Raw genomic sequence first — 13,292 nt, 5'->3', positions numbered from 1 at the left:
ATTCACGTTCTTCTTTCAACTTTTCTATATAATTGTGAGCAGAATGAAAAATATCAAAAAGTTGATTGAGAAAAAGCACTGCTAAAATCTTCAGCAATGCTTTACGATTAGACGTACCATGATAATGAGGATCTACTTTCTTTTATTCATGAGTACTATAGGTTCATATATATTTACTTTAAATTTCAAGATACGTTCTATTTCCTCTACACTCAACTTACTTGCTTTTGCAATAGTTTCAAGTGGTACGCCAATTCCATGCATTCCTCGGATCATTTGCATCTTACCTTGCTCAATGCCTTTTTCCATGCCCTCTTGTTCTGCATGCGCTAGCTTAGCCTATTCATCTAGAAGTAGTTTCTCTCGAGCTTCATATGCTGTTCGGAAAGAAGAATCATGGCTCATATTTTCCCATTTATTTATTGCCTTTTGTATGATTGGATCTTGATTCATTGCAATCTCCTCCAACGTTTGAGTTAAATGTCCATCTTCATGTGCTGGTAATAATAACATTCAACGAACAAATGTATTTTCCCAAAACTTTATTTTCGTTTATTCTTTTTCTGGCCAAATTTTCGCGTTTGGTTCTAATAACCACTTGTGGTCTTCCTCCATGATACGATCATTCCATGGGTTATTCTCAAGATGTCGAATCATCCAACAAAAATACATTGCATATCCAGGCGCAGTTGCTTGCGGATGGTCTAGTTCACCTGGAATTGTAATAAAACTATTATGTACAACGCGATAAGCATCCTCACCTACCATCGCACATCCAAATCCCTGTGGCTTGTTAAAGCGATAATAATATACCTCCGGTTGATCATGGTGATGCGGTGGATAACTGGACCATCTCCCTGGATAAGAAATAACTTCTCCTACAACCATATTCGAATATGCTGCATTGTTATAGTCAAAAATTGTACGAATAACACGCTGAGCTGTTCCCTCCCATACGCCTTCTCCAGCTACGACACTTTGACAATCATTTGGAGTATATAACTTTGACGCAAATTCTTGGTCATTATCTGTTTTTTGGACAAGCACTTCACTATCTGAAAGAGCAGTAATTGTAACCTTCACATTTTTAGCCACATGTAAACACCAAGGATTTTCTTCAAAAACAGACTGCCTTTGAATAACTTGTTCCATTCCATCCCACTCTAAGCATATTGCCCCTTCTAGTAAAAGTACTGCCGTTTCATTCTTATTATCAAATAACAGCTCTTCTTTTCCATTAAACATCTTATATATGCCTATATCCATTAACATATCACCGCAATGACCGTTCATTTCTGTTAATACATTATATCCTTCATTTAATTCACCTAATTTACCTAACATGATGTTCTCCTCCTTTTTTAACGTATTCCCCGCAAGAATTCTCCTTCCTCAAGCGTGTGAAGGGCGTAGCCCTACGATAGGTGGGAGATGACTTTCGGTTTGGCATAGCCAAAAACTTTTGATAAACTTGCTATTTGAAGTTCTTTGATAACTTGATATAGAAGGTTGCAGGAAGAAAATAGAGTGCGAAAACCAAGCCATTCGGTTCCTGCGTAAAATATCAACCGTACCAAAAGAGCATCCATGCGTTGGACATCTAGGGGTGGAACACCCCGAAGTAACGCTCAGGGAGACGAAAGGTTACTTTCGTCGTGGAACTGAGAAGCTCCCACTTCAAGCTTTGCTAAGTGGCGAGTAGTTCACTGGCTACTCTATCATTCTCTACCTTTGTCAGCTAACTAAATTATGAGTTCCTTCTATTATTTAATGAAGAAACCTTTTCTGGTTGTGCTTTGTTTTCACTTCCGAAAATGAGCATATGATTTTTAACGTTTTCGTATGCGGCCTCAATTACATCTTGATGATACATAAAGTAATCTGAATAAGGAGTATTTAGGACAGCAGTGTTAACCGTAGAAACTATATTCTGAAACGTCGCTGTTGCTACATTAATTTTTCGAACACCATGTTGAATACATTGCTTGAAATCCTCTGGGCTAATGCCAGACCCACCATGTAATACTAAAGGAATATCGACTATCCCATTAATCTCCTGCAAGCGGTCTAATCGTAAATCAGGGTCTCCATTGTACATCCCGTGCGCATTTCCAATCGCAACAGCTAACGCATCAACATCTGTTTCTTCTGCAAATCTTTTTGCTTCTTTAGTACTTGTCAGCATCATTTCAATATCTTCTGATCCGTCCTCACTACCACCTACTCTGCCAATCTCAGCCTCTACTGTCGCTCCGTACTGTTTCGCAAGCTCCACAACTTCTTTTGTCCTTTGGATATTCTCTTCTAACGGATAGTGAGAGCCATCAAACATAATCGAACTAAAACCAATTTCTAATGTCTCTTTAATTTTTCCAAACGTCATACCGTGATCAAAGTGAACTGCTACTGGAACAGTTGCTTTTTTCGCTGCAGCTACCATCAAAGGACCAATTATATGAATGGGCGAATGATTCAAACGAACTTCCGCAATTTGTAGAATGAGCGGGGAACGTAACTCTTCAGCTGCTTGAATAGCTCCCATTACCATTTCCATATTAGCGACACTAAAAGCACCAACCCCATAATTCTCTTGATTTGCCTTTATTAAAATATCCTTCATTTGAACTAATGGCATTACACATTCACCTTTTTCAATATTATTTATTAAATGTAAAATCAACCTTCTCGTCTTTTTACCCCTTTTTTAAGAAGACATGTTGATTACCATACCATTTACTTAGGGATAATCTTAAAACGCTTAAATTACAAACCTGCTTTTTCTTGTATAAATTTTCGAGCTTTTAATGCGTATTCAAAAGGATTCGCTAGAGCCGGGTCTTGCTCTGCTTCTACCACAAACCATCCTTTATACTCAGAGTTCGCAAGGGTATTAAACACTTCATCAAATACAATTACGCCATCTCCAGGAACTGTAAATGCACCATTCTTCACTGCCTGTAAGAAGCTTAAATTGTTTTCCTTTACAGCATCTACTACTTCCTGGCGAATATCTTTTAAATGTACATGTTTAATACGAGGTAAATATTTTTTCAAAACATAAAGCGGCTCTTCTCCTGAAAAAACAAGATGACCTGTATCAAAAAGTAGGGATACAAGCTCTGGATCAGTCATGTCCATTAACTTTTCAATTTCTACCGTTGTTTGAACACCCGTACCCATATGGTGATGGTATACAATATGTAGCCCCTTTTCCTGGGCTAATTTACCGAGGTGATGTAATCCATCCCCAAGCTTATTCCACTCTTCTTCTGTAAAAACAGGCTTATTTTTAAATAGTGGTACATCCATTAAACCTTGAATACTATGCCCTTGCTCTGAAACAACGATGACTTTTGCACCCAGGTCATGCAAGAAATCCCTATGCTTAATAAATTCTTCTACCGTCTCTTCAAGCGGCTTCGTTGTTAAAAACGTACTAAACCATGCACTAGCAATCTCCAAGTTTCGTAATTCCAAAGATTTTTTTAATACAACTGTATTTCTCGGATATTTATTCCCTACTTCACTTCCATTAAATCCAGCTAGTGCCATCTCACTAATACATTGTTCAAACGTATTTTCTGCTCCTAGCTCCGGCATATCATCATTTGTCCAAGCAATTGGTGCAATTCCAAGCTTAATTGTATTTTCTTTGAACATCCCCTTGTCTCTCCTCTTTACAAAATGTGATAGAATTTCGCCAAATTCTCTTAACTGGTCATTGAAAAAAGAGCTTCCTAATCAATATGCATGTAGATAAAAAGCTCTCTTTGTGCCCTAATCTAATAAGACCTTGCCTGTTGCAAGTTACTTACTTTACTCTCGTACGCAGCTTGTACACTTTGACTTTTAGATACTTCTGCAACACCTACATGCCACCATGATTCGTATCCATTTGTCATTGTTTTTGGTAATACTTTAATATCAATCAATGTAGAAACCGTTTGTTTTTTCGCATCTTTAAGCGCTTCCTGTAATTGTTCTATCGATGTAACACGATACGTTTTTACGCCATATCCAGCCGCGCTAGCTGCAAAATCTATTTTCATAATAGCCCCGTTTAATTTACGAGTTTCCTGGTTTCGGTAACGAAACTCTGTTCCGAAGCTCCCCATTCCATTACCCATTTGTAAGTTATTAATGCAGCCAAATCCAGAGTTATCAAACAATAAAACATTAATTTTTTTGTTTTCTTGAAGACTTGTGACAAGCTCAGAATGTAGCATTTGGTAACTTCCATCCCCTACCATTGCATATACTTCCTTCGATGGTTCAGCTAGCTTTGCACCAAGCGCGCCGGCAACCTCATAACCCATACAAGAGTATCCATACTCCATGTGATATGTATTAGGTTTTCTAGGTGCCCACATTCTTTGTAAATCACCTGGAAGACTTCCTGCTGCACCAACAATAATCGAATCTTCGTCAAGTAATGTATTGATTTGTCCAATGACGGCAGTCTGTGTTAATTCTGTACCAAGTGCGTCTACATACTCATTTAAATTCTCATCGAAATGACCTTCAACTTCCGGCGTGAAACCTTGACCTGTAAAGCGAATATTATGTAGACGTGCTAATTCTGTTTCCCAAGCCTCTTTTGCATCAGTGATTTCTACTGTGTAACTAGATTGATACTCAATTGCTTGCAGTTCATCTATTAGAGCAAGAAGTCCTTCTTTTGCATCCGCTATAACCTTCAATGCATCAAGTTTGTTCGCATGGAATTCCGAAATGTTGATGTTTAAAAACTCAACCTCTTTATTCTGGAACAATTGCTTAGATGCCGTTGTAAAATCAGTAAATCTCGTCCCGATCCCAATAACAAGATCCGCTTCCTTTGCAATTGTATTAGCTGCTAAATTTCCAGTTACCCCAATGCCGCCAAGATTATATGGATGGCTACTTTCAATCGCACTTTTCCCAGCTTGCGTTTCTCCAAATGGAACGTGGAATGTTTCAGCAAACTGTTTCAGTTCCTCTGCCGCTTCTGCGTATCTTACACCACCACCGCAAACCATAATTGGCTTTTTCTTTCTCTTAATCATTTCAACCGCATCCGCTAAGCTTGCTTTTGTAGGTAGGCGACGCTCAATACGATGAACGCGCTTTTGAAAGAAGTAACTTGGAAAATCCCACGCTTCCCCTTGGACATCTTGTGGTAAACAAATTGTTACAGCTCCTGTATCTGCCGGATTCGTTAAAACACGCATGGCTTGAATCATAGCTGTCATCAATTGTTCAGGACGATTTATCCGGTCCCAGTACTTACTTACTGCACGAAAAGCATCATTCGTAGAAATAGATAAGTCATGTGTTTGTTCAATTTGTTGAAGAACAGGATCAGGTTGTCTCGTTGCAAATATATCTCCTGGAAGTAATAAAACGGGAATATTATTTGCAGAAGCTGTTGCTGCAGAAGTAATCATGTTTGCTGATCCAGGACCAACAGAAGAAGTACATGCCATAATTTGTTTTCTATGTTTTTGTTTAGCAAAGGCCATCGCAGCATTTGCCATCCCTTGTTCATTTCTTCCTTGATATACTTCTAATTCCCCTGCGTCTTCTTCTAAAGCTTGACCTAGGCCTACTACATTTCCATGACCAAAAATCGTAAAGATTCCCTTAATAAACTTATGTTGTTCTCCATCAAACTCTGCGTATTGCTGATTCAAAAATTTCACCAATGCTTGCGCTGTCGTCATTCTAACAGTTTGCATATGATTTGCTCCTTTCTATCTCTAACAGTCATTCTGCATATGAAAAAGGAGTATTAGGAATTTGAAAGACTCCTAATACTTCCTTTTTATGTTTTACCACTTGCGTTACTTTCGCTTACAAACAACTAGAAAGAGTCTACTTCTCTCTTAATGATTACTTTTCCCAACGAGATGTAAGCATTTTCTTTCTAGTATAAAACTCAACGCCGTCAGTACCATTCGCATGAAGATCACCATAGAAAGAATCTTTCCAGCCAGAGAACGGGAAGAATGCCATTGGTGCTGGAACCCCAACATTCACACCTAACATGCCTGATTCAATTGTTTCACGGAATTGACGTACACTTGCCCCGCTATCTGTATAAATGCAAGCTCCATTTGCAAAACGAGACTCATTGGCAATTTCAATCGCTTCATCCAATGATTTCACACGAACAATAGATAAAACAGGAGCAAAAATCTCATCTTGCCAGATTTTCATTTCTTTTGTAACATGGTCAAAAATTGTTGGCCCAACGAAGTAACCAGCTCCTTTTACAGCTGTATCTTCACGTCCATCACGAACTAATATAGCGCCCTGTTCTACACCTGAATCGATGTAACCAATTGTGCGCTCTTTATGGTTATCACGAATAACTGGCCCTAAAAATACATCTTCATCCAGACCATTGCCAATCACAATTTTATTCGCTTCTTCTACTAATCTATTAACTAATTGATCTGCAATTTTTTCTTCTACTGTTACAACAGAAGCAGCCATACAACGCTCACCAGCAGAACCGAATGCAGCACTAATAATTTGCTTTGTTGCTAATTCAAGATTCGCATCATTTAATACAATAGAATGGTTTTTCGCACCCGCTAATGCTTGCACGCGTTTTAAGTTTTCTGTTCCTTTTTTGTATACATATTCTGCGACAGGCTGAGAACCTACAAATGAAATTGCCTTCACTAATTTATGTTCCAATAGACCGTTTACTACATCGTGAGCGCCATTTACGATATTTAATACACCTTTTGGTAAGCCTGCTTCTTCAGCTAATTCTGCTAATCTTGCTGCTAGAAGTGGTGTACGCTCTGAAGGTTTTAATACAAATGTATTACCACAAGCAATCGCAAGTGGGAACATCCAGCATGGAACCATCATTGGGAAGTTAAAAGGTGTAATTCCGCCTATAACACCAATTGGGTAACGATACATACCAGACTCAATACCTGTTGCAATATCGGGTAGCTGTTTTCCCATCATTAATGTAGGAGCACCCGCTGCAAACTCCACGCACTCAATACCACGAAGAACTTCACCATAAGCTTCGTTATAGCTTTTTCCGTTTTCAATCGTAATAAGTTTCGCCAACTCTTCCCAGTTATCTACTAATAATTGTTGATATTTAAATAGAATACGAGCACGTTTTGGCACAGCTGTTTTGGACCAAGATTTGAATGCTTCATTTGCTGCTAATACAGCTTGTTCAACATCTACTTTTGTTGAAAGTGGTACCTGGGCGATTACTTCCCCTGTTGCTGGATTGTATACCGCTTCCAACTTAGCCGAAATAGATTCTACCCATTCGCCGCCAATGTAGTTTTTTACAATTTGTGCTGTTTGTACTGTCATATTCATTCTCTCCCTTTTATGTAATATAGAAGCGTACATAAGATACGCACTTACTTGATTACTCATTTATGATGTTTCTATACAATTTCCTCAGCCGTTTCCATGAATGCAGAAATCTCTGCCCTTGTTGGCATTGCATCCGAACAGCTATGTTTAGAAATAACGATTGAAGCAGAAGCACCACCTAATCGCATCGCTTGAGGAATCTCAAGCCCTTGCATTAGGCCATAAATAAACGCAGAAGCATACGAGTCACCAGCGCCAAACGTCTTTAACACCTTTGTTTTAAAGATACCGCCGCGGTGAGATTGACCGTCTCTCGTATAAGCGATTGAACCATCCCCGCCGTGCTTAATTACGACGATTTTTGCATGATGAGAAAACCATCTTTCAGCTGTAACTCGATCATTAGATTGTTCGTAGTTTAATAGTTTTTCCATCATATCGAATTCTTCACGCGTTCCAATAATGACATCAGATTTTTCAGCCGCTAGATTGTAATACACAGCCGTTTCAGCTTCTGACTGCCATGTATAAGGGCGGTAATCCACATCAAAAAATACGACTACATCGTGCTTACGCGCATATTCTAGCGCTAAAAATACCGCCTCGCGAGAAGGACTTTTCGCTAAAGCTGTTCCTGAAATTAAGAGAGCCTTTGATTGTTTAATATAGTCCTCAGATACTTCTGTTGGATCAAGATTTAAATCTGCGACATTGTCGCGGTACATTAAAATACTGCAATCCTCAGGGCTTTTAATTTCTGTAAATGCTAGACCTGTCACTGCACCTGTACGGTCGATACATATCTGATCTGTATTAATCTTATTATCCTGTAGATACGCTGTAATAAAGCGGCCCATTTGATCGTCGGACACTTTACCGATAAATCCTGTCTGTAAGCCGAGACGCGCCGCACCAATCGCAATGTTGGCAGGAGAACCTCCCACATACTTAGTAAACGTTCTTGTTTCTTCCATAGGACGTTGTGTTTCATTGGCATTTAAATCAACGCATAAACGTCCAACTGCAATAAGGTCTAATGGACAATCTTCTTTAAAAATAAGTGGATTCATTGTTACTACCTCCCATGCTTTATCGTTTTCCGACAAAAGACTCCTTCCTCAAAAATGTGAAGGTGTAAAACACCAATTTTAGGTGGGAGATGAATGTCGGTTGGCATAAGCCAACATGTTTGCTACTATATACTTGTACAGATTGCTCTTTGAAAACTGAAGATATGAGGTTGGTTGCAGAAAAACGTCGCAACCGTAAAATCTTCAACGTTCTTTCGCCCCACGTTTGCTGAAGTTGCGAAAACCAAGCTAAAGTAGGAAACGTGGTGAGTCAACGTACAAGATGCTTATGTTTTCACCGTAGGGACTACGGGCGGCGCCTGCTAAGATAACTGTTGGATACAACGGTGTTCGCAGGAATCTCCCACTTCAAACAGTCCGTAAGGACGTTAAGTGGTGAGTAGTTCAAAAACCTACTATTCATTACTCTTTATCTATCTAGAAGTAAGCGCTCTCTTTATTGATTTAATGCAGGCTGTTTATGTTCAATTTGTACAGGTTTTCCTGTTAGTAAGGATTCCTTCGCAGTCTTCGCAATTCGCTCTGCTTGTAATCCATCATTACCACTGCAAATAACAGCTTGTCCTTCTATAATTGACTTTGTAAATTGTGTTACTTCCTCAATGTAAGCTTGCGTGTAGCGCTCTAAGAAGAAATAAAGCGGCTTGTCTTTTACAACACCTTCTGTTTTTGAAACTTGTACTGTTGTCGGACAGCAATTATCCGCAGCGACCGCACCTTTTTCACCAAACACTTCAACACGCTGATCATATCCATAAACAGCTTGACGGCTATTATCAATTACCCCTAAAGCTCCATTTGCAAATTTTAATGTGACAATTGCTGTATCAACATCATTTACTTCCTGAATGGATGGATCAATTAATGTTGTTCCATATGCAAATACTTCAACAACTTCACTATTCATCACATATCTAGCCATATCAAAATCATGAATCATCATATCCATAAACAATCCACCTGAAGAACGAACATATTCTATACTTGGCGGTTGTGGATCTCTAGACGTAATTTTTAAAATATGTGGGTGTCCCACTTCTCCTTGTTGAATAAGATCATAGACTTTTCTGAAGTTAGGATCGAAACGACGGTTAAAACCTACTTGAAGAGATACTCCTTGTTCTTTTACCACTTCTAATGCATCTAATGTTTCTTCTACTGAGAAACTAACAGGCTTTTCGCAGAAAATGTGTTTTTTCGCAAGAGCCGCTTCTTTAATAATTTGCGCATGTGTATTTGTTGGTGAACATATAAAGACAGCATCAATTTCTGGATCTGCTAATAAATCCTGATAGTTTGTAGTCAGCGTGGAAATCCCTTTATCTTCAGCCCACTTTTCTAGATGACTAATCACTACATCTGAAACCGCTTTAATTTTTACTTGTGGCATAAGCTGCAAATTATCTACATGCAGTTTCCCAATTCGTCCAGCACCAATAATACCAATCGTTAAAACATTCATATGATTTCTCCCTCTTTATTAAAATTTAAGAAACGAAATGAAAGTCTATAAGGTTTAGCACATCAATTTAGTTAAGCGCTTTCCCTATTTTTCTTCATTATACACACTTGATTCCAAATTGAAAACATTTTTATTTTTTTGAATACTTTTCTTTTCATCCGAATTTTGCATTCCCTCAATATACGTATTACATAAAAATAAAAATTAATAATTAGAAATAAACACTCTAAAAAGCTACAAATATATTCTTTTAAAATACTGATATAACAAAGAAAACCCAGCCTTTTAAATAGTAACCACCCATCTATAAGGTATGCCTTTCTTTTCATATTCATCATTACTTTATTCTCCAATAAGTAAATAGAATGTTCTATAAAAGAAAGTTGTAAATTGTCAAAAAATTTAATTGACGCCTCCCATAATGTAAGCGTATACTTTTTTTATCAAAAATAATTAAGCGCTTAACCAAAAAACTTATCGGTGGTGGGAGAATGAACGCTATTAGTTCAAACAAAACATTTATGGACAAGATTGGTATCCCTTCTAATTTAACTTGGGGATACATAGGAATTATCGTTTTTATGATTGGGGACGGGTTAGAACAGGGATGGTTATCCCCTTATCTCGTTGAAAAAGGACTAACGCTAGAACATGCGGCTTTCCTGTTTACTATTTACGGAATTACTGTATCTGCTTCTTCTTGGTTTTCGGGGGTATTTGTACAAATGTGGGGACCAAGAAAAGTCATGACGTTTGGTTTAGTATCATTCATTTTAGGTTCAATCGGATTCATCGGTATAGGAATTCAACATATGAATTATCCCGTAATATTAATTTGCTATGCCCTACGAGGGTTTGGTTATCCCTTATTTGCCTATTCTTTCCTAGTTTGGGTATCTTACAGTACTCCTCAGCAAATGCTTTCAAGAGCAGTTGGCTGGTTCTGGTTCGTATTCCAGCTAGGGCTTAGTGTTATAGGGGCCTTTTATTCTAGTTATATGGTTCCGAAAATCGGAGAAATTGCTACATTATGGAGCGCTTTAATTTTTGTTGTCATCGGGGGATTATTCTCAATTGTTGTAAATAAGGACAAGTTTAAAGCACAAATCGTAAGCGCTAACAAATCAAGCGAATTACTAAAAGGCATTACCATCGCATTTGAAAATCCTAAAGTTGGTATAGGTGGTATAGTTAAAATTATAAACTCGGCTGCTCAGTTTGGATTTGTTGTTTTCCTGCCTACTTATATGATGAAATATAATTTTACGATGACTGAATGGCTACAAATTTGGGGTACTCTATTCTTTGTAAATATGGTGTTTAATATTATTTTTGGTATTGTTGGAGACAAGTTTGGCTGGGTAAATACGATTAAATGGTTCGGAGGAGTCGGTTGCGGAATTGTAACTCTTGCACTCTATTATGTACCACAAATGGTCGGACATAATTATTGGGCAATATTATTTGTTGCCTGTTGCTATGGAGCAACACTTGCCGGTTATGTACCTCTTACAGCATTAGTTCCATCTTTATCTCCTGAAAATAAAGGAGCTGCAATGTCTGTCTTAAATTTAGGTTCAGGATTATCAGCATTCGTTGGACCATTAGTGGTAACTGCCTTCATCGGTCCATTAGGTGTAGGCGGCGTGATGTGGATCTTTGCTGGTTTGTACTTCTTTGGTGCATTTTTAACTCATTTCCTTACTATTCCAAAGGAAAATGAGATGAAGCAGGATTTAAATACGAAAAGCGGTGAACAATTCTCTGTATAAATCCTAAATATAAAAGAAGGTCATCATAACTGTATATGGTTAAGATGACCTTCTTTTTGTTACATTCAAGTAGGATATCGAAAATGCTAACATGTAATATCCTTTACTGATGATCGCTCTACTAATTGAGGAATAATAGTAATTTTTTGCTTAGCATGCTCCTTCATTTCCATCGTTTTTAGCAATTGTTCAAACGTACAGGCTGCCATTTGTTTAATTGGCTGTTCAATTGTTGTTAACCCTGGATCTGCAATCTCAGCATAGATTGTATTATCAAATCCAATAATTGATAAATCTTCTGGAATTGAAAGCCCTTGTTTTCTTGCTTCATTCATAAGGCATATAGCAATCAAATCTGTACAAGCAAAAACTGCTGTAGGCCTGTTAGGCAAATGAAGTAATTCCTTACTTGCACGTTTACTATCTTCCACTGTCGAATAGCAGCTAATGATAGCCTCATCATCTAACGGGATCCCTGAATCCGTAAGCGCTTGTTTGAAACCATTCAATCTGCCTAAGCTACTTTTTCTATCCTTCTCCATCATAATCGTTAAAGATGTATGACCTTTTTGCGTTAGATAAATTCCAGCTAGGTAGCCTCCCCTCATATCATCAGTTGTCACAACATGAGTCGTGATGGAAGGATGATCTACAGTGAATAATACAAGTGGCAAATCTCGATTCACGATTTTTTTAACAAGTTTATAATCATTTAGCTCCGTCGCGATAATAATGCCATCTACTTGCTTTTTAAATAATAAATCAATGTATTCATGCTCACGTTTTGTTTGATGGTCTGTACTACATAAAATGAGTGTATACCCTGATTCTCTTGCACTATTTTCAAACGCTCTTGCTACTTCAGCAAAAAATGGGTTTGAGATATCTGGGACAAGTACCCCAATCGTATATGTTTTTTTACCTGTTAACGCTGCTGCTACACTACTTGGCTGGTAATCTAATTCATCCATTACCTGATTTACTTTGTTTATTGTTTTTTCACTAATACGCCCAGTTTGATTAATTACCTTGGATACAGTTGCTATTGATACACCTGCTTTTTCCGCAACATCATAAATTGTTGGTTTCACTTTAATTATCCCTTCTTAATCATCTTTTTCTATATTTTATCATAAAAATATTTTGCTTCTTGGTACACAAAAGGAATTTTTTAATGAATTTACCGGAAGAATTCTCCTTCCTCAAGCATGTGAAGGACAATAGCCAAACGGTAGGTGGGAGATGAATTTCAGTTTGGCATAGCCAAAAACTTTTGATAAACTAGCTATCCGAAGTTCTTTGATAGCTTGATATAGGAGGTTGTAGGAAGAAAATAGAGTGCGAAAACCAAGCCATTCGGTTCCTGCGTAAAATATCAACCGTACACAGAGAGCGTCCAAGCGTTGGACATCTAGAAGTAACGCTCAGGGCGTCGAAAGGTTTCTTTCGTCGTGGAACTGAGAAGCTCCCACTTCAAGCTTTGCTAAGTGGCGAGTAGTTCACTAATGTCTCTAATCATTAGATTAATAAAAATAAAGAAGAGCCCTGTATTATGATATGATCCCCTTATAGTAGACAGGAAAAAGAAAGCACATTAACCTGTTTACTATGGAGGGGATTTTTCTG

9 protein-coding genes and 1 pseudogene are annotated in these 13,292 nt (G+C 37.9%); 1 reads left to right on the top strand and 9 read right to left on the bottom strand.

Going from position 1 to position 13,292, the window contains the following annotated elements:
- Positions 1-132: 132 nt before the first annotated feature.
- The 8 genes and pseudogenes from V7S50_RS32650 to iolG form a co-directional block, all read right to left on the bottom strand.
- Positions 133-549: pseudogene (locus V7S50_RS32650) on the bottom strand (Rpn family recombination-promoting nuclease/putative transposase); the annotation flags it as partial.
- A gap of 3 nt (positions 550-552) precedes the next feature.
- Entirely contained in the window at positions 553-1,344 is a 792-nt protein-coding gene (locus V7S50_RS32645; protein ID WP_336376782.1) for a 5-deoxy-glucuronate isomerase, read from the bottom strand.
- Between the two features lie 403 nt (positions 1,345-1,747).
- Entirely contained in the window at positions 1,748-2,635 is an 888-nt protein-coding gene (locus tag V7S50_RS32640; RefSeq protein WP_336376783.1) for a class II fructose-bisphosphate aldolase, read from the bottom strand.
- Between the two features lie 128 nt (positions 2,636-2,763).
- Positions 2,764-3,660: a myo-inosose-2 dehydratase gene (gene iolE, locus V7S50_RS32635; RefSeq protein WP_336376784.1), complete on the bottom strand. Its 897-nt coding sequence runs from the start codon at positions 3,658-3,660 to the stop codon at positions 2,764-2,766.
- Positions 3,661-3,782: 122 nt separating this feature from the next.
- Positions 3,783-5,717, bottom strand: a complete 1,935-nt coding sequence (gene iolD, locus V7S50_RS32630; protein WP_336376785.1) for a 3D-(3,5/4)-trihydroxycyclohexane-1,2-dione acylhydrolase (decyclizing) — start codon at positions 5,715-5,717, stop codon at positions 3,783-3,785.
- 154 nt (positions 5,718-5,871) lie between these two features.
- Positions 5,872-7,335, bottom strand: coding sequence for a CoA-acylating methylmalonate-semialdehyde dehydrogenase (locus V7S50_RS32625; RefSeq protein WP_336376786.1), 1,464 nt, complete (start codon positions 7,333-7,335; stop codon positions 5,872-5,874).
- 77 nt (positions 7,336-7,412) lie between these two features.
- Complete coding sequence (iolC, locus tag V7S50_RS32620) at positions 7,413-8,411, bottom strand: 5-dehydro-2-deoxygluconokinase (RefSeq protein WP_336376787.1); 999 nt, start codon at positions 8,409-8,411, stop codon at positions 7,413-7,415.
- A 457-nt stretch (positions 8,412-8,868) separates the two neighbouring features.
- Positions 8,869-9,894, bottom strand: coding sequence for an inositol 2-dehydrogenase (iolG, locus tag V7S50_RS32615; RefSeq protein WP_336376788.1), 1,026 nt, complete (start codon positions 9,892-9,894; stop codon positions 8,869-8,871).
- 491 nt (positions 9,895-10,385) lie between these two features.
- On the opposite strand from iolG, the gene V7S50_RS32610 reads away from it, so the two are divergent.
- Complete coding sequence (locus tag V7S50_RS32610; protein WP_336376789.1) at positions 10,386-11,666, top strand: MFS transporter; 1,281 nt, start codon at positions 10,386-10,388, stop codon at positions 11,664-11,666.
- Positions 11,667-11,752: 86 nt separating this feature from the next.
- Here the strand turns inward: V7S50_RS32610 and V7S50_RS32605 are convergent, their stop codons facing one another.
- On the bottom strand, positions 11,753-12,757 hold the full coding sequence (locus V7S50_RS32605; protein WP_336376790.1) for a LacI family DNA-binding transcriptional regulator: 1,005 nt from the start codon (positions 12,755-12,757) through the stop codon (positions 11,753-11,755).
- Positions 12,758-13,292 lie beyond the last annotated feature (535 nt).

This window comes from Bacillus sp. CCNWLW194 (assembly GCF_037120585.1).
GTDB classification, from domain to species: Bacteria; Bacillota; Bacilli; order Bacillales; family Bacillaceae_G; genus Bacillus_A; species Bacillus_A basilensis.
This window is presented reverse-complemented; position numbering and strand designations above follow the sequence as displayed.

Bases quoted from the DNA above. Each gene is read 5' to 3' on its own strand.
- V7S50_RS32645 (WP_336376782.1), bottom strand. From the start codon at position 1,344: ATGTTAGGTAAATTAGGTGAATTAAATGAAGGATATAATGTATTAACA.
- V7S50_RS32640 (WP_336376783.1), bottom strand. From the start codon at position 2,635: ATGCCATTAGTTCAAATGAAGGATATTTTAATAAAGGCAAATCAAGAG.
- iolE (WP_336376784.1), bottom strand. From the start codon at position 3,660: ATGTTCAAAGAAAATACAATTAAGCTTGGAATTGCACCAATTGCTTGG.
- iolD (WP_336376785.1), bottom strand. From the start codon at position 5,717: ATGCAAACTGTTAGAATGACGACAGCGCAAGCATTGGTGAAATTTTTG.
- V7S50_RS32625 (WP_336376786.1), bottom strand. From the start codon at position 7,335: ATGACAGTACAAACAGCACAAATTGTAAAAAACTACATTGGCGGCGAA.
- iolC (WP_336376787.1), bottom strand. From the start codon at position 8,411: ATGAATCCACTTATTTTTAAAGAAGATTGTCCATTAGACCTTATTGCA.
- iolG (WP_336376788.1), bottom strand. From the start codon at position 9,894: ATGAATGTTTTAACGATTGGTATTATTGGTGCTGGACGAATTGGGAAA.
- V7S50_RS32610 (WP_336376789.1), top strand. From the start codon at position 10,386: ATGAACGCTATTAGTTCAAACAAAACATTTATGGACAAGATTGGTATC.